The organism is Bacteroides sp. AF34-31BH, from assembly GCF_003602795.1.
Classification (GTDB): Bacteria; Bacteroidota; Bacteroidia; order Bacteroidales; family Bacteroidaceae; genus Bacteroides; species Bacteroides uniformis.
In genome coordinates this window covers 121,372-138,023 of the sequence record NZ_QTLV01000001.1, presented here as the reverse complement: position 1 = coordinate 138,023, position 16,652 = coordinate 121,372, and the positions used below count along the sequence as shown (strand labels likewise).

Sequence of the window (16,652 nt, the reverse complement as noted above, 5' to 3'; positions counted from 1 at the left end):
GATGATACAAGTTATTGATAAATTTGTCGTACTTTTACTGCTTCAAAGTTTTGTGCTTTCTGTGTGGTAGGTTTTTGGAGCTCCGCTTGCAGAGGAGCATTATGTATAATTACGTATTAAAATAGAAGATAATGGAGGATAAGATAAAGTTTCCGGCAAATGTGATATTGATAGATGTTGCATTTCTGAATGAAGTGGTATATGGTGCAAAGAACTTTTTGGAAGGTAAGTTGGGACGGAAGCTACCCGATGTTGACCTGCCGGCATGGTTGAGCTATCTGGCATTGGACGCCGGCTTGAGAGAACAAGAAAATGAGGTGGAAGTGTTGCTGGTGCATACTCCGGCAGCGGACGTGCTGAAGTGTTGTGAACCATCCGATGTGAATAAACTGAATCACCAGGCATGCCGTACGCCGTTGGGCGAATTTGCATTTTCTTCCGTCACCTCTTCCGGTTTAGTCTCTACCGAAGAGCTGTTTCTTGACCTGATGAACCTGGCGCTTGATTCTGCAGATGTGAAGTGTTTGATGTTGTTGCCTTTCCATCAGGTATATGGTAATGGAGTGGAGGAGAAGCTGGCGGGTTTCTTCAAAGACAAGAATGAGGAAGAACGGGGCAAAGCTGTGTACTTCATTACGGAGGAACCTCTGAGCCCGGTGTATTGCCGCCTGGAGCCGGTGTTTTATTCTTTGGCGCATGCTTTCGGCATCAAGTCTGACGAGTTATAAGATATAAGAAGTATATGAGTGATTTCCGTTTAAAAGTGTTTCAGTCTGTTGCTAAGAACTTGAGTTTTACAAAGGCTTCGCAAGAGTTGTTTGTAAGTCAGCCGGCTATAACCAAGCATATCCAGGAACTGGAGGCCACTTATCAGACGAGGCTTTTCGACCGGCAGGGAAGTAAAATCAGTTTGACCGAGTCAGGCCGGCTGCTTTTGGAGCATTGCGAACGGATATTGGAGGACTATAAACGGCTGGAATATGAAATGCACTTGTTGCATAACGAATATATTGGCGAACTCAAGTTGGGAGCCAGCACTACCATTGCGCAGTATGTGCTTCCTCCGTTGCTGGGCAGTTTTATCGGCAAGTTTCCGCAGGTTAACTTGTCCTTGCTCAATGGAAATTCCCGGGAAATAGAAGCCGCTTTGCAGGAACACCGCATTGACTTGGGATTGGTGGAAGGGGTTTTCCGCCTTCCCAATCTGAAGTACACTACTTTTCTTGAGGATGAACTGGTAGCGGTAGTCCATTCCAAAAGCCGTTTGCAGTTGCCCGAAGAGATTACTCCCCAGGATTTGCCCGCTATTCCTTTAGTGCTCCGTGAGCGCGGTTCGGGTACGCTGGACGTGATAGAACGCTCACTCCAGAAGCACGGCGTCAAGCTTGCCTCACTCCATGTACTGATGTATCTGGGTAGTACCGAAAGCATCAAGCTCTTTCTTGAAAACTCCGATTGCATGGGAATCGTGTCTATCCGTTCCATCTGCAAGGAACTGGCGGCAGGCACTTTCCGCGTGGTCGAGATAAAGGATATGCCCATGCTTCGCGACTTCTGCTTTGTCCAGTTGCAAGGGCAGGAAGGAGGATTGTCGCAAGCCTTTATGAACTATATGTTTATGTCCCGATAACAATAAGTTATAGTCTATAAGTAGAAACGATTGGCGGGTGTGCTAAAATAGAACTACCTTTGCACCCGGAAAATTAAGGAATAAACATTAGTAATAATAGTAAAGTAAACAGTATGGCTTCAAATCGAGTTTTGGCTAAAAGCATTAATATGCCTTTTCTTCAAAGTAATAATAAATTTATTTATGTATCTCTTCTGGTTGTCCTCTCCTTCTTTCTGCTGCTGGATTATGTGCCCGGTATGCATGCCTATTCGGCGTGGGTCACTCCGCCGTTGGCGTTGTTCTTGGGGTTGGCCTTTGCGTTGCTGTGTGGGCAGGCACATCCGAAGTTCAATAAGAAGACTTCAAAGTATCTATTGCAATACTCTGTTGTAGGGTTAGGATTTGGAATGAATCTGCAGGCTTCCCTGGCTTCGGGCAAGGAGGGAATGGAGTTCACGATTATTTCTGTAGTGGGGACATTGCTCATAGGCTGGCTCATAGGACGTAAGTTCCTGAAAGTGGACCGTGACACTTCTTATCTTATCAGCTCCGGTACGGCTATCTGCGGAGGCAGTGCCATTGCGGCTGTGGGTCCGGTATTGAAGGCAAAGGATAGCGAGATGTCTGTGGCATTGGGCACCATCTTTATATTGAATGCCATTGCATTGTTTGTTTTTCCGATGATAGGCCACGCTTTGAACATGAGCCAGCATGAGTTCGGCACATGGGCGGCCATTGCCATACATGATACGAGTTCGGTAGTGGGAGCAGGTGCCGCATATGGCGAGGAGGCCCTGAAGGTGGCAACGACTATAAAGCTGACACGTGCCTTATGGATTATTCCTTTGGCTTTGGTAACTTCGTTCATCTTTAAGAGCAAGGGACAGAAAATCAGTATTCCCTGGTTCATCTTCTTCTTTGTGCTGGCTATGATTTTCAATACTTATGTGCTGGGCACTACCGAAACGGGTGCCATGATTGGGGAGGGAATCAATTCTTTGGCTCGCAAGACGCTGACTATCACTCTGTTCTTTATCGGTGCCTCTCTGTCACGTGATGTACTGAAGGCAGTAGGCATCAAGCCCTTGATACAAGGCACCTTGTTGTGGATAGTGATTAGTGTGAGCACGTTGGCATATATCTACTTGTTCTGATTACATCGGTCCGGCAGTTCTTGAAGTATAACTTCCGGTTGAAGAAGACGGTAGGATTTTTGTAATGTATTTCTTTCCTCATTGGATATATAGACGAATACACATCTCGGGATGACCGGGGTGTGTATTTCTTTTAATATCCTTCCCCATTGACGCCGGACCGGAGCAAGTGGAAGCCAGGTTATGATACCTTTTGCTTCCAGCATTGCTTTTGTCCTCGGTTCGGTGTGCTGACCGGTTAATACAATGTTCCAGAAATGTGGTTCTTTCAGCTGTTTTTTTATATCTTGAGAAGTCATAGTTAGTTTACTTTTTTGATGATAAAGTCGAAAGAGGTGAAGAATTGAGGGTGCTTACCGATAGATATGGGAAGGATAATAGTAATGGAGGAATTCCTTCCTTTCCGAATCTCTTTCTTGTTGTATATTCGAGAGTTTGCTTTATTTGCCGTATAAGTTGTCACGCCAATCTTTTGGCTTGTTTCTGCCTGGCTTTTTATTATTGCAAAGGGAGTTTCCGCTTCTGCCAGTATGGGGTATTTGACTTCTGAGGTTCTTCCGTCCACAATGAATTGCATATTTTCCCAGTTTATTCGGATATCTTCTGAAGAGTTGTTGCGAATTATAATTTCCCATTGGGAGTCGTTTGGAATAAACTTATAAGTAACCCCATCTTTTGTATACTCTAATTTCCCTTTTTGGTTCTCCAGCCATTTAAAGGATACTTGGCATCCCGCATCAACGTATTGTGCAGATAAAGTGGTTGGAAATAGGAGAAACAGCAAAATGACAAGCTTATTTTTCTTCTTATATTTCCGGTAGTCATTGTATATCCATAGCATAATAAAAATAATGCCGATAGGGATGGCTATGAGAATACATGTCAGTAAATTCATGATAGCAGATATTATTTGTTTGTTTATATGAATATGCTGCAAAAGTATCATAAAATATTTGATAAAACAAACGAATTATGAATAAAAAGAACGATACATACAGACAAATTGGTATTGGTGTTCCTTATAATATGAATGATTAATTTGTACCTTCATATAAATGGAAAAAAGTAATATATACATCGGAGAGATAATCAAGAACGTGATGCTTGAACAGCAAGTTACCAAGGCGGAACTTGCACGAAGACTGAAAGTTAAGCCTCAAAGTGTAGACTATATGCTTACGAGAAAAAGTATTGATACGGATACGTTGTATAATGTCTCACGTGCCTTGAACTACGATTTTGCTTTGTTGTATTCCATTCATAAGGAACAGATAAATTATGATACGTTAGAGCAGGAATACAGGCTCTCCACAGCGAAGGTGTTGGTGGAGCTTGAGCTGAAGCCTGAAGACATTGCGAAATTGAATCTTAAAAAGCGGATTGCTGATGTCTTGAAATAAACGCACTCTTGGGCTGGTGCTATTGGTGTTTTCATTTTTTCCCATTTTTTCTTCCTAGTCGTGTAACAAAATCCTTTCCCCCTACGTCTGAAGGGTATAAACAGAAATCTACTATTGATAAATAGCCCATGGACGCTGAAAGTTTTAAAAAAGAGTTTCTGCCATATCATCGCAAGTTGTACTGCATAGCTTATAGGCTATTGGAGAATGCTGCCGATGCTGAAGATTTGGTGCAGGAAGCTTATCTGAAGTTGTGGGACAAGCGGGAAGGACTGGCCATTATCAGTAATCCAGAAGCATTCAGCGTTACTCTGGTGAAAAATATGTGCTTTGATTTGCTTCGTTCAGGAAAGTATACTTTGAGCAGACAGAGCGTGGAGTTGGCCGAAGTGCATAATGTGTCTCAAGCAGATAACTTTGAAGTGCGGGACGAAGCGCAGCAGGTAAGGCACATCATTGCCCGTCTGCCGGTGCAACAGCAGAAAATAGTAACGTTGCGTGATGTCAAGGGATGTTCTTATGAAGAGATAGAGCAGGTCACGGGATTGAATGCTACCAATGTCCGTGTACTGTTGTCCCGGGCAAGAAAAAAGATACGTGAGGAATTTAATAAATGGAGTAACTATGAAAGTCGAGGAAATTGAAAGGCTGCTCGCCGAATTTTATGAAGGGAATACCAACGAGCAGGAAGAAGAGTTGTTGAAGGAAGCTTTCAGAACCGAAGAAGTGCCCGAGCACTTGCAGAAGGACAAGAAACTCTTTCTCAGCTTTTTTCCCGGGGAAGTGGTGGATAATGTTCCCGCCGGATTGGAGGATAAACTGAGCCGGATGATTGATGAAAAGGCTGAAGAGGAACAACGTTTTTTCCACCGGAACAAGGCCAAACGTAATTGGCGCTGGATAGGAGGTATTGCTGCCACCATTCTGGTTCTTGTAGGTGTAGGTTATGGCATTACGAACATGGGAGAGGATATGCGTCCTCCTACACCTCAGGACACTTTCTCTGATCCGGAAGCTGCTTATAAGGCATTGCAGGCCACTTTAATCGAGGTGTCTGCGAATCTGAACAAGGGAATTGAACAGATAGAGGAAACGCGGATAGACGTAACGAAGGTGAACCAGGAAGTAAGAAAAGAAATTCAACAATAATCTGATATGAAAACAATGAAAATGATTTTGGCAGGTGTACTGCTGATGTTGCCTTTGCTTTGCCAGGCACAGAAGAACCTATTCAACAAGTATGGAGATATGAAAGGCGTGTCGTCCGTCTACATATCCAAGGCAATGATAGAAACGAATCCCAACTTGTTTACTAAAGATGTTTATATTGGGAAAGTGTCCGGACAGTTGAACTCTGTGCAGGTACTTTCTACAATGGATAATAATGTAAAGAAAGAAATGCGTAAGGATCTTCGTTCTTTGGTGCAGTCTTCCAGATATGAATTGCTGATGAAGCAGAAGGGAACAGTCTCCAGTTCTGAATTCTACATGAGCCGTAAAGGGGAAAAGGTGAAGGAGCTGATTATGATTGTAGATGGTGCAGCCACTTTGAAATTTGTTTATCTGGAAGGTGATATGACTTTGAAGGATATACAGAATATCATGATGTATCAGAATACCAGCTGGAATGGTAACAATGTGAATATACAGCTTCCGGATATAAACTGGGCTGAGATAGAGAAGCTGAAGAACCGCGATTGGCTTGGAGAATTGAAGCATTCGCAAGAACTGGCATTGAAAGGGCTGGAAAATGTAGCTAAACTGAAAGACAACAAGTATCTGAAAGAACAAATGGATACCGATACATGGAAACGTTTTGAAAAAAGCATGGAGGCTTTGGAAGAACGTTTGGAAAAAATGGAATAGGAAGCGGTAACCTTTTTAGGGAAACTTGCCAATAGAATGTTTTGTTTTTCTATTGGCAAGTTTTTTTGTTATTTGTCTTTTCTCAATTCTGCAAAGATAAGCCCTTCCAGCTCTTCTGCCAGTTCCGGATTGTCAAGGATGACCTGCTTGGCGGCGTCGCGTCCCTGGGCAATTTTCGTCTCGTTATAGCTGAACCATGAACCGCTTTTCTTGATGATGCCAAGCTCTGCACCCAAGTCAATGATTTCGCCTGCACGGGAGATGCCTTCACCGAACATGATGTCGAATTCCGCTCTACGGAAAGGAGGAGCTACCTTGTTCTTCACAACTTTCACTTTGGTCTGCTTGCCGATTACTTCATCGCCGTTCTTGATGGCTTGGCTTCCACGGATGTCAAGACGTACGGAGGCATAGAACTTCAGTGCATTACCGCCGGTAGTTGTTTCGGGATTGCCGAACATGACACCGATTTTTTCGCGCAACTGGTTGATGAAGATACAAGTGGTGCGTGTTTTGCTGACAGCTGCCGTCAGTTTACGCAAGGCTTGTGACATGAGCCGGGCTTGCAGACCTACTTTGTTGTCACCCATATCGCCTTCAATTTCAGCTTTCGGGGTTAAGGCAGCCACAGAGTCCACTACAATGATGTCAATAGCGGAGGAACGGATCAGTTGCTCTGCGATTTCCAGTGCTTGTTCGCCATTGTCCGGCTGTGATATCAGCAGATTGTCCACATCCACACCCAGTTTTGCTGCATAGAAGCGGTCGAAAGCATGTTCTGCATCAATGAATGCGGCAATGCCTCCTGCCTTTTGCGCTTCAGCGATGGCATGAATGGCAAGGGTTGTCTTACCGGAAGATTCCGGGCCGTAAATCTCGATGATACGTCCGCGGGGATATCCTCCCACACCAAGAGCCACATTGAGGCCGATGGAACCTGTGGGAATAACTTCTACTTGTTCGACGCTTTCGTCGCCCATTTTCATGATAGAGCCTTTACCAAAGCTCTTTTCTATCTTGTCCATGGCAGCCTGCAAGGCTTTCAGCTTTTCGCCCGATGCCAGATTGCTGCCATTTTCAAAATTCAGTTCGTCTTTTTTTGCCACGTTGTTAATGTTTAATGATTATAAAATTTGTGCCGCATGGTCTTTGGTCTTCACTTCTTTCGGAGTGATGATGCGCTCTACAATACCTTCTTCATTAATGATGAAAGTTGTGCGGAACGTTCCCATATATTTGCGGTCATACATGCTTTTTTCGCCCCATACTCCGAATTGTTCTACCAGCTTCTTGTCGGTGTCTGCAATCAGGGTAAAAGGCAGATTGTTTTTCTCAATAAATTTCTGGTGTGACTTTTCGCTGTCCACACTGACGCCGATGACTTCATAACCGGCTTTGCGCAGGTCGGCATAATTATCCCGCAGGTTGCAGGCTTGTGCCGTGCAGCCGGATGTCATGTCTTTGGGGTAGAAGTAAAGTACAATCTTCTTTCCTTTATAGTCACTCAAGCGGATTTCTTCACCTTTTTCGTTGATACCCAATATTTCGGGTGCTTTATCTCCTATATTCACTTTGTTAATGTTTAATGATTAGTGGATAATGATTAGTGATTAATGTTTAATCATTAATTTCAAACTTCCAAGTCTCCGTCGATAATCTCATGCCAAGGCAGGCCTTGTTTGTTGAGCTGTTCCATGAACGGGTCCGGATTGAATTCCTCGACATTCCATACCCCCGGCTTTTTCCACAATCCCTTGAGGAACATCATGGCACCAATCATGGCGGGCACACCGGTGGTATAGCTTACGCCCTGCATGCCGGTTTCCTTGTAGGCCTCCTGGTGGCTGCAGTTGTTATATACATAGTAGGTACGCTCTTTGCCATCCTTTAGTCCGCGAATGCGGCAGCCGATGGATGTTTCGCCTTCGTAGTTTTCGCCCAGGTCTTGCGGGTTGGGGAGGACGGCTTTCAGGAATTGCAGCGGAACAATCTTCATGCCGTTATATTCCACTTCGTCTATGCGTGCCATGCCGATGTTCTGGATAACGCGCAGGTGGGTTAGATACTCTTGTCCAAACGTCATCCAGAAGCGTGCACGCTTGATGGTGGGGAAATTCTTCACCAGAGACTCCAGTTCTTCGTGATAAAGCAGGTAGGAGTCGCGCGGACCGATGTTCGGATAAGTCAGGTCTTTGTGGATTTCCAGCGGCTTGGTTGTCACCCATTCTCCGTTTTCATAATAGCGGCCGTTCTGTGTAATCTCACGGATATTGATTTCCGGATTGAAGTTGGTGGCGAATGCTTTATGATGATTTCCGGCATTGCAGTCTACGATGTCCAGATATTGTATTTCGTCAAAATGATGTTTGGCGGCGTATGCAGTATAGATGCCGCTCACTCCCGGGTCGAAACCGCAACCGAGGATGGCGGTCAGTCCGGCATCTTCGAAGCGTTTCTTATAGGCCCATTGCCAACTGTATTCAAAGTGGGCAACATCTTTCGGCTCATAATTGGCGGTATCCAGATAGTTGACTCCACTTTGCAGACAAGCCTCCATGATGGTGAGGTCTTGGTAGGGGAGGGCTACGTTGATGACGATTTCGGGTTTGAAACTATTGAAGAGTGCTACCAGTTCGTCCACGCTGTCGGCATCTACCTGGGCGGTTTTGATGTTCGGGTTACCGATTGCCTTGACAACAGCGTCACATTTGGACTTGGTGCGGCTGGCTATCATGATTTCTGTAAACACATCAGGATTTTGAGCCACTTTGTGCGCAACAACGGTACCTACACCGCCTGCACCGATAATAAGAACTTTACCCATTTCTTTGTACTATATTATTATATTAGGTTTATAAAAAATACGGAGAGCAAATATAAGGGTTAATTCTTAGATAAACATTAAAATCCTGCTAAATACTTTGAGGTAAATGCTTCAAATATTAAACAAATTACTTGCATTTGGGTTATTTTCTATATATTTGCCCCTTGAATAAATTAACTTAAACAACGAATAACAATGAAAAAAGTATTTGTTTCCCTATGCATGGCAAGCGTGTTGATGGGCTTGTCTTCTTGTGCATCAACCAAAAATGCTGCAACTCTTTCTTCCATCAGCGGTGAGTGGAATATTATTGAAGTGAATGGTACTGCCGTAGTCCCTGCTCCGGGTCAGGAATTTCCCTATATCGGTTTTGACACAAAGACTGGAAAAGTATTTGGCAACAGTGGTTGCAACCGTATGATGGGTTCGTTTGACGTGAATGCCAAACCCGGTACGATTGACCTTGGCGCTTTGGCAAGTACCCGTATGGCTTGTCCGGATATGACTGTGGAAAATAATGTATTGTCGGCTTTGAACAAAGTGAAAAAGTATAAGAAGCTGGGAAAGGAAAATATAGCTTTATGCGGTGCTTCCAATCGTCCCATAGTCGTGTTGCAGAAGAAAGAATCCGTTTCCAAGTTGTCTGATTTGGAAGGAAAGTGGATAATTAGTGAGGCTGCGGGCGAGGCTATTCCCGACGGAATGGAGAAGCAGCCGTTCATTGAATTTAATATTGCAGAAAAGCGCTTGCACGGCAATGCGGGTTGCAATCTGATTAACGGCGCTTTCCAGGTTGATGATGAAAACCCGTCGGCAATCTCTTTCCCGCAAGTTATCAGTACCATGATGGCATGCCCTGATATGGAGGTGGAAGGCCGTGTGCTGAAAGCCTTGAATTCCGTTCAGTCTTTTGGCAAGCTGGCAGGCGGAGGCATCGGGCTGTACGATGCTGACAATAACCTGGTGATGGTGTTGGTGAAGAACTGACAAGATAGGTTGAAATAAAAAAGGCTCTTACAGAAATAATCTGCTAAGAGCCTTTTTTGCATCTTGACATAAAAAGGTCTTTTACTTTTTCTTTAATCCTGCGCGTATCCGGCTCAGGGATTGCGGAGTGATGTAGAGATAAGAAGCCAGATACTTGAGCGGTACATCCTGCAGCAGTTCCGGATTCTCTTCCATCAGCGTCATGTACCTTTCTTTGGCAGTGGGAGGGGTGCCGTAGGCTACTGTGGAACTGTCTACCGACAGAATTTCCCGCTCAAAGATTCTTCTGCCGAAGTTGGCCATGTCTATGGAATGCGAAAAAAGGGCTTCCAGCTCAGGCTTACTGATACAATAGGCGATGCTTTCATTCACCGATTCGATGTTGATGAGGGAAACCTCGCTGTCCACATATCCCCACGATGAGAAAGCTGTGTCGCCCGGTGCGGCGAACCAAAGGGAGTTTTCCGTGCCGTCTGTCAGGTAGTAGGCGCGCCAGATACCTTTCTTCAAAAGATAGAAGTTGCTGTTCCTTTCCCCTTCGCTGATAATGAGTTCTCCCTTGCTGAAACGAACTTCTGCCATGTGTGACAGAAGTTCGTGCAAAGTGTTTTCCGGTAGTTTATACTTCTTGCAGAATTTCTTTATCATAGTTTCCATGCTGCAAAGATAGTGTAAACCGAAGACAGGACTTTTATGCTTGCATGAAAAAGTTATGTTGGGGTACAGCCCATCTTGTCTAAAGATACGGATTTTTCTTTATGCTCCTTTTTCCCGGATATGTAAATCACGAGGATAAAGAGGGTTGTCAGCATTTCTGCAAGAGGAGTGGCAAGCCAGATTCCCCGGTCTCCCAATAGCAGGGGCAGTCCGAAAAAGCAGGCTGTCAGCAGGATAAAACCACGCAGCAGGGTGATAACTGTGGCATACTTGGCACGCTCCACACTCTGGAAATAGCCGATGGATACGATGTTGACGGCAAAGAACACGAAGCCGGTGGCATACAAAGGCAACCCTTTTACCGCTATGTCATAAGCCGGATAACTGCGGTCTATGAACATACCGACAATTTCAGGGCTGCAGAATATTGTGACCAGGGCAAAACATACACCGCAGCCTATGGCCGTTTTCAGTGCCAGCAAGTAGGTGCGGTGGACACGTTGGCTCTCGTTCAGGCCGTAGTTATAACTGATAATCGGCTGCGCCGACTGCGCAATGGCATTATATACCATAAATATAATAGGAAAGAAATAGCAGGCAATGCTGAATGCCGCCACTCCGTCTTCCTTCAGATAATGGATGAACACCTGGTTGCCGACAAACATCATGCAGGCAATCGCCACCTCGCACAAGAAGGCGGAGGAACCCAATCGGCACATATAGCCAATGTTGCGGCGCATCAGTTGCATGCTTTTCCGGCTCATCTTAATGGGGTGGAAGCGCAGTGCGCACCGGCGGCGCATCAGATAGAATACTATCATCAATGCACCTACCGTGGTACCTATGGCACTTGCCAGTGCGGCACCGAACATTCCCCAGCCAAAGGGGAAGATGAACAGATAATCCAATAGGATGTTCAGAACGGCAGCCACCACATTGCACATCATGGCGAAGTTGGGCGAACCGTCCAGCCTCAGAAAAAACATACCCGAATTGAGCAATGCCGTGAACAGAGAGAAAGGCACAAACCAAAGCATGTATTCCACAGCCAATGGCGTGAGCCGTTCAGACCCTCCGAGCAGCTTTACCACCTGCGGGGCAAATGAACAGAATAGGGTGGAGGTGCACATCAGCAACAAGGAAGATATGACTACCGACTGCGTGATATTGATGCGTGCCACCTTGACCTTTCCGTGTGACAGATGAATGGAGGCTACCACAGAGGCGCCGACGCCGAACATAAGTCCCACACCCGTAGAAAACAACCATAGCGGTGCCACAATGTTGACCGCCGCCAAAGCATCACTGCCGATTCCTTTTCCGACAAAGATGCCGTCGGTGATAACGAATAGTGCGGAGAAAATCATCCCCAGTACAGTAGGGAGCAATAGTTTGCGGAACAATGTCTTGATGTCCGTGTTCTTGAAGTCGATACTGTCTCTCATCTTTTCCATACTCATCTTATTTATTTCTTTAATATGTGAAAACCAATCATTTCCGTTGCTACGATTAAGCCCAATGTTAACTAATCCTTAATCGTTCCACCATGGTGGAACGATATTTCCCCCGTGGTGGAATGATATTTTCTCCACGCTGGAACAATATTTCCTCCATGGAGGAACGGTTAAAGGTATGCAAGGAAAATGATTAATGTTGTTCATGTTTTATTATCTCTGATTCGGGCGACAAAAGTAGAGCTTTTGAATGGAATGGAAATTAACAAATGGTAATTTCCGACAGAAAAAATGATTTTAATTCTGCCAAACTGACAGACAAACTGCCACAAGTATAAATCTGCGGCTGCTCTGAACAATTTGGCACAACGTTTGTCTTTTTATTGGCGTCTGCCACTGAGGCGGACGTCGAAACAGAATAATAACAAATAAAAAAATAACGATCATGGGAAAAATTATTGGTATTGACTTAGGAACAACAAACTCTTGCGTTGCAGTATTCGAAGGTAACGAACCTGTAGTAATTGCAAACAGTGAAGGTAAGCGCACCACTCCTTCAGTAGTAGCATTTGTTGATGGTGGCGAACGTAAAATCGGTGATCCTGCCAAGCGTCAGGCTATCACGAACCCCACCCGTACGGTTTTCTCCATCAAACGTTTCATGGGCGAAAACTGGGACCAGGTGCAGAAAGAAATCGGCCGCATGCCTTATAAAGTAGTAAAGGGTGACAACAATACTCCGCGTGTAGACATCGACGGACGTCTCTATACTCCGCAGGAAATCTCTGCAATGATTCTGCAGAAGATGAAAAAGACTGCCGAGGATTATCTGGGACAAGAAGTGACAGAAGCCGTAATTACCGTCCCCGCATACTTCTCAGACTCCCAACGCCAGGCTACGAAGGAAGCCGGACAGATTGCAGGTCTTGAAGTGAAGCGTATTGTGAACGAGCCGACTGCCGCAGCTCTTGCTTACGGTATTGACAAGTCTCACAAGGACATGAAGGTTGCCGTATTCGACCTTGGTGGTGGTACATTCGATATCTCTATCCTCGAATTCGGTGGCGGTGTGTTCGAAGTATTGTCAACCAACGGTGACACTCACCTGGGTGGTGACGACTTCGACCAGGTAATCATCGACTGGCTGGTTCAGGAGTTCAAGAACGACGAAGGTGCCGACCTGACTCAAGACCCGATGGCTATGCAACGTCTGAAGGAAGCTGCCGAGAAGGCTAAGATAGAGCTGTCCTCTTCTACAAGCACTGAAATCAACTTGCCGTACATCATGCCCGTAGGCGGTGTGCCCAAGCACTTGGTGAAGACGTTGACCCGTGCCAAGTTCGAGGCTCTGGCTCACAACTTGATTCAAGCTTGTTTGGAGCCATGTAAGAAGGCTATGAGCGATGCTGGTCTGAACAATGCGGACATCGATGAAGTAATCCTTGTAGGTGGTTCTTCACGTATTCCGGCAGTACAGAAGTTGGTAGAAGATTTCTTCGGTAAAGTTCCTTCCAAGGGTGTGAATCCGGATGAGGTGGTGGCCGTAGGTGCTGCCGTGCAAGGTGCCGTTTTGACGGACGAAATCAAGGGCGTTGTATTGTTGGATGTTACTCCGCTTTCTATGGGTATCGAAACTATGGGCGGTGTGATGACGAAGCTGATTGATGCCAACACTACCATCCCCTGCAAGAAGAGCGAGACATTCTCTACTGCTGCCGACAACCAAACGGAGGTTACCATCCATGTATTGCAGGGTGAGCGTCCGATGGCTGCGCAGAACAAGTCAATCGGCCAGTTCAACCTGACAGGTATTGCTCCGGCACGTCGCGGTATTCCTCAGATTGAGGTAACGTTCGATATCGACGCCAACGGTATCTTGAAGGTGTCTGCCAAAGATAAGGCTACCGGTAAGGAACAAGCTATCCGTATCGAAGCTTCCAGCGGTTTGAGCAAGGAAGAAATCGAAAAGATGAAAGCCGAAGCCGAAGCCAATGCTGAAGCAGATAAGAAAGAGCGTGAGAAAGTAGACAAGCTGAACCAGGCCGATTCTATGATTTTCCAAACCGAAAATCAGTTGAAGGAACTCGGCGACAAGCTCCCTGCCGACAAGAAGGCTCCGATTGAAGCTGCTTTGCAGAAGCTGAAAGATGCCCATAAGGCTCAAGACCTGGCTACCGTAGACTCTGCCATGGCCGAATTGAATACGGCATTCCAGGCTGCAAGTGCTGAAATGTATGCCCAGAGCGGTGCTCAGGGTGGTGCACAAGCTGGTCCTGATATGAATGCAGGGCAACAAGGCGGTGCTCAGGATAATACAAAGCATGGCGATAATGTGCAGGATGCTGACTTTGAGGAAGTGAAGTAAGTTGCAATAGGTGATTTTATAGAAAAAAGAGGCGTGTAATCCATTAAGTTGCACGCCTCTTGTGTTTTTGAATTTCAAGTCAGTCTTATATACTTATTTTTCAGTTTGAGGATTAATGACAATGCGCCAATAGCCACCAAAGTTCGCACCTTCACGAGATAAGATACCCATAGACCGCAATTTTGCAATTTGTTTTTCTACGGCACGAGAACTTATACCAATCTTGTAAGCCATAGTTTCGGCTGACATAGAAGAATCGGAAATGACGAAATCGATAATCTTCTGTGCTGTCTTTCCTATGTTTTTAGGGGCATCTGTGCTCTCTCCGAACCTTATCTCCGAACTTTTGTCGTTTACACCGAACATTTTCGCATTTACACCGAACTTTTCGACCGAACTTTCTTCGTTTGCAGGATACTTTTTGAGGGGACTGTTTACCCTTTCGGCCACTTCTTCTACGGGTATTCTTTCGTTCTTTCCCCAATTCAGATTATAGAAATGTAGTGAAGAAAGAAGATGCTTCCGTATTGGCAAAAGCCGACACGGATTTAAGCCATGACTTCACTTTCTTACGTCCCAACATTTCCTTGAAATCATAAGCTGAACATTCCGTTATCAATGTATTGTTGCGTATCTGCATCGTTTTCTTTTTGTTGTTCGGGTATAACTCTCTAATATAGTTTACAAAGGTAAGGATAAAACCGAGGAATTGGTTAACCCCCTCGTTCCCTTTTGATCTTCATGCATTTACATTACGTAGTTTATAACAGTTATTTTATCTTTTCTTTATAACACTATTCACTACCCGTATAGAGGAAACCAGTTTATTGGTGGAAGTAAATACGTCCACATTCCACACATGGGATGAACGCCCTTTATGAACGATGGTTGCCACTGCCCTTACGGTATCTCCTTCGTGTGCAGAAGAAATATGATTTCCGCTGACTTGCATTCCCACGACAATCTCATCAGATTCGCAGATAATCATGGAGCCGAGCCCGGCAACGGTTTCTGCCAAGGCAAGGGTGGCACCGCCATGCAGAATGCCGAAGGGTTGGCGGGTACGGTAGTCGACCGGCATGGTTGCTTCTACGCGCTCATCCGAAGCGTATGTGTATTGAATGCCCAAGTTTCCCATCAATGCGTGTCGTGCCCGTTCGTTCAGTAAATCAAGAGGCACCTCTGCTGCACGCACTTCTGCCAATATTAGTTTTTCTACGGCCAGGGCCACTCCATCTTCTTCATTCGATGCAGTCACATAGTCTGCACAGACCTTTACAGAATCTTGTGAATGTCCCATAGCTACCCCCATGCCGGCCAATTGGAGCATGGTCACATCGCATACGCCATCTCCAACGGCAATGACTTCTTCCCGTGTTACTCCCAAATGCTCTAATAGGGCGCCTAACGTATTCGCTTTATTGACTCCGCAGGGCACCACCTCTAAAAAGTAAGGCTCGGAACGGAAAGCATCCAGAGTACCTGCCAGGCGTTTTTCCCAATGTTGTTCCAGCCCTATCAGAGCTTTTTCCTTGTCACTCACCAGCATGCACTTGCAAGGTGCGAAGTCTATGGCAGTAGAGAATTCATCTTCCCTGATTATCTTCAAATTGTTTAGCAGGGCTTCATTCTTTATATATTCATTGTCCGGACTATCCGTAATGAGGGTATCATCGTGGTAGGTGAAGATGGCAAAGCCGTTCTTGCGGGCTTTCTTTTCCAGATAAGGCAGCATTTCCGGATTGATGCGTCGTTCAAACAATATTTCTCCGTTCTGTGCTTTTATTATCTGGCAACCGTTATAGGAGAGAACAAACCCTCCATAATTGCCGAGTTCGAGGGTTTTGGCCAGTGGCATCAGTCCATAAGTCGGCCTACCGGATGCCAAAACTATGCGCACTCCCATTTGCTGGACCTTTAGCAGAGCAGCTAATGTCCTTTTACTAATTTCTCTTTCATCATTGAGTAGCGTTCCATCTACATCAAGAACCAATAACTTATATTTCATGGCAACTCGATTTTGGGGTTATTATGTTACAAAGTTAAAAAAATGACTGTTAAAACGGTAATATTCGTTTTATTGTTTACTGAAACTTCTTTTATTTATCCTATCTTTGTCCACGTTTTGTTCCGCGTTCTCTATCCGGAGAAGCGGATGAAAAGGGAATCGGGTGAAAGTCCCGAACAGTCCCGCTGCTGTGAGTTCCATGCTCGGTGTATCATACTTGTGCCACTGTTCTTCGGAAAGAACGGGAAGGCGATGTACCGGGAACGAGTCAGAAGACCTGCAAAACAAAGTCGAAAAATTGTCCATTCGAGGAAAGTGGGCAGTG

At 45.3% G+C, this 16,652-nt stretch carries 16 protein-coding genes, 1 pseudogene and 1 riboswitch; of the genes and pseudogenes, 9 read left to right on the top strand and 8 right to left on the bottom strand.

What is annotated here, in order from left to right; all coding sequences use genetic code 11:
- Positions 1 to 131 precede the first annotated feature (131 nt).
- From DWZ67_RS00630 to DWZ67_RS00620, 3 genes are all read left to right on the top strand, one after another.
- A complete protein-coding gene (locus DWZ67_RS00630; RefSeq protein ID WP_025836268.1) occupies positions 132 to 728 on the top strand; it encodes a DUF6621 family protein in 597 nt (198 codons plus the stop codon).
- Between the two features lie 14 nt (positions 729 to 742).
- Positions 743 to 1,630: a LysR family transcriptional regulator gene (locus tag DWZ67_RS00625; protein ID WP_044468497.1), complete on the top strand. Its 888-nt coding sequence runs from the start codon at positions 743 to 745 to the stop codon at positions 1,628 to 1,630.
- A gap of 113 nt (positions 1,631 to 1,743) precedes the next feature.
- On the top strand, positions 1,744 to 2,766 hold the full coding sequence (locus tag DWZ67_RS00620) for a YeiH family protein (protein ID WP_009038126.1): 1,023 nt from the start codon (positions 1,744 to 1,746) through the stop codon (positions 2,764 to 2,766).
- A gap of 301 nt (positions 2,767 to 3,067) precedes the next feature.
- On the opposite strand, the gene DWZ67_RS00610 is transcribed toward DWZ67_RS00620, so the two are convergent.
- The gene (locus DWZ67_RS00610) at positions 3,068 to 3,661 is read right to left on the bottom strand and encodes a hypothetical protein (protein WP_087332023.1); all 594 of its coding nucleotides are present in this window, start codon (positions 3,659 to 3,661) and stop codon (positions 3,068 to 3,070) included.
- Between the two features lie 160 nt (positions 3,662 to 3,821).
- Between DWZ67_RS00610 and DWZ67_RS00605 the strand changes: the two genes are divergently transcribed.
- The 4 genes from DWZ67_RS00605 to DWZ67_RS00590 all read left to right on the top strand — a co-directional run bounded on the left by DWZ67_RS00605 (position 3,822) and on the right by DWZ67_RS00590 (position 6,032).
- Positions 3,822 to 4,166, top strand: a complete 345-nt coding sequence (locus DWZ67_RS00605) for a helix-turn-helix domain-containing protein (RefSeq protein ID WP_005831772.1) — start codon at positions 3,822 to 3,824, stop codon at positions 4,164 to 4,166.
- Positions 4,167 to 4,294: 128 nt separating this feature from the next.
- Positions 4,295 to 4,810 carry an RNA polymerase sigma factor gene (locus DWZ67_RS00600; protein ID WP_055288525.1) on the top strand — a complete coding sequence of 172 codons (516 nt, stop codon included), beginning with the start codon at positions 4,295 to 4,297 and terminating at the stop codon, positions 4,808 to 4,810.
- Positions 4,791 to 5,315: a hypothetical protein gene (locus DWZ67_RS00595; protein WP_005832693.1), complete on the top strand. Its 525-nt coding sequence runs from the start codon at positions 4,791 to 4,793 to the stop codon at positions 5,313 to 5,315. Before DWZ67_RS00600 ends, DWZ67_RS00595 begins: the two co-directional genes overlap by 20 nt.
- 6 nt (positions 5,316 to 5,321) lie before the next feature.
- Entirely contained in the window at positions 5,322 to 6,032 is a 711-nt protein-coding gene (locus tag DWZ67_RS00590; RefSeq protein WP_005832692.1) for a DUF4252 domain-containing protein, read from the top strand.
- A 68-nt stretch (positions 6,033 to 6,100) separates the two neighbouring features.
- Here the strand turns inward: DWZ67_RS00590 and recA are convergent, their stop codons facing one another.
- The 3 genes from recA to DWZ67_RS00575 are packed head-to-tail and all read right to left on the bottom strand — an operon-like array spanning position 6,101 to position 8,856.
- Positions 6,101 to 7,138, bottom strand: a complete 1,038-nt coding sequence (recA, locus tag DWZ67_RS00585) for a recombinase RecA (protein WP_005831765.1) — start codon at positions 7,136 to 7,138, stop codon at positions 6,101 to 6,103.
- An 18-nt stretch (positions 7,139 to 7,156) separates the two neighbouring features.
- Positions 7,157 to 7,603 carry a thioredoxin-dependent thiol peroxidase gene (gene bcp, locus DWZ67_RS00580; protein WP_120137959.1) on the bottom strand — a complete coding sequence of 149 codons (447 nt, stop codon included), beginning with the start codon at positions 7,601 to 7,603 and terminating at the stop codon, positions 7,157 to 7,159.
- Positions 7,604 to 7,662: 59 nt separating this feature from the next.
- Entirely contained in the window at positions 7,663 to 8,856 is a 1,194-nt protein-coding gene (locus tag DWZ67_RS00575; protein WP_005831761.1) for a saccharopine dehydrogenase family protein, read from the bottom strand.
- 195 nt (positions 8,857 to 9,051) lie between these two features.
- On the opposite strand from DWZ67_RS00575, the gene DWZ67_RS00570 reads away from it, so the two are divergent.
- Positions 9,052 to 9,843, top strand: coding sequence for an META domain-containing protein (locus tag DWZ67_RS00570; protein ID WP_005831757.1), 792 nt, complete (start codon positions 9,052 to 9,054; stop codon positions 9,841 to 9,843).
- An 81-nt stretch (positions 9,844 to 9,924) separates the two neighbouring features.
- On the opposite strand, the gene DWZ67_RS00565 is transcribed toward DWZ67_RS00570, so the two are convergent.
- Together DWZ67_RS00565 and DWZ67_RS00560 are read right to left on the bottom strand one after the other, a co-directional pair.
- Positions 9,925 to 10,500 (bottom strand): Crp/Fnr family transcriptional regulator, encoded by a 576-nt coding sequence (locus DWZ67_RS00565; protein ID WP_005831755.1) that lies wholly within the window; start codon positions 10,498 to 10,500, stop codon positions 9,925 to 9,927.
- A 53-nt stretch (positions 10,501 to 10,553) separates the two neighbouring features.
- The gene (locus DWZ67_RS00560; RefSeq protein ID WP_120138128.1) at positions 10,554 to 11,954 is read right to left on the bottom strand and encodes an MATE family efflux transporter; all 1,401 of its coding nucleotides are present in this window, start codon (positions 11,952 to 11,954) and stop codon (positions 10,554 to 10,556) included.
- A 445-nt stretch (positions 11,955 to 12,399) separates the two neighbouring features.
- Here DWZ67_RS00560 and dnaK point away from each other — a divergent pair, with 445 nt between their 5' ends.
- Positions 12,400 to 14,319: a molecular chaperone DnaK gene (gene dnaK, locus DWZ67_RS00555; RefSeq protein WP_005831748.1), complete on the top strand. Its 1,920-nt coding sequence runs from the start codon at positions 12,400 to 12,402 to the stop codon at positions 14,317 to 14,319.
- Positions 14,320 to 14,412: 93 nt separating this feature from the next.
- Here the strand turns inward: dnaK and DWZ67_RS00550 are convergent.
- Together DWZ67_RS00550 and DWZ67_RS00545 are read right to left on the bottom strand one after the other, a co-directional pair.
- Positions 14,413 to 14,848, bottom strand: a pseudogene (locus DWZ67_RS00550) (HTH domain-containing protein); the annotation flags it as partial.
- 246 nt (positions 14,849 to 15,094) lie between these two features.
- The gene (locus DWZ67_RS00545) at positions 15,095 to 16,327 is read right to left on the bottom strand and encodes a Cof-type HAD-IIB family hydrolase (protein ID WP_005832678.1); all 1,233 of its coding nucleotides are present in this window, start codon (positions 16,325 to 16,327) and stop codon (positions 15,095 to 15,097) included.
- Between the two features lie 100 nt (positions 16,328 to 16,427).
- A riboswitch (cobalamin riboswitch) is annotated at positions 16,428 to 16,627 on the top strand.
- The last annotated feature ends 25 nt before the right edge of the window (positions 16,628 to 16,652 follow it).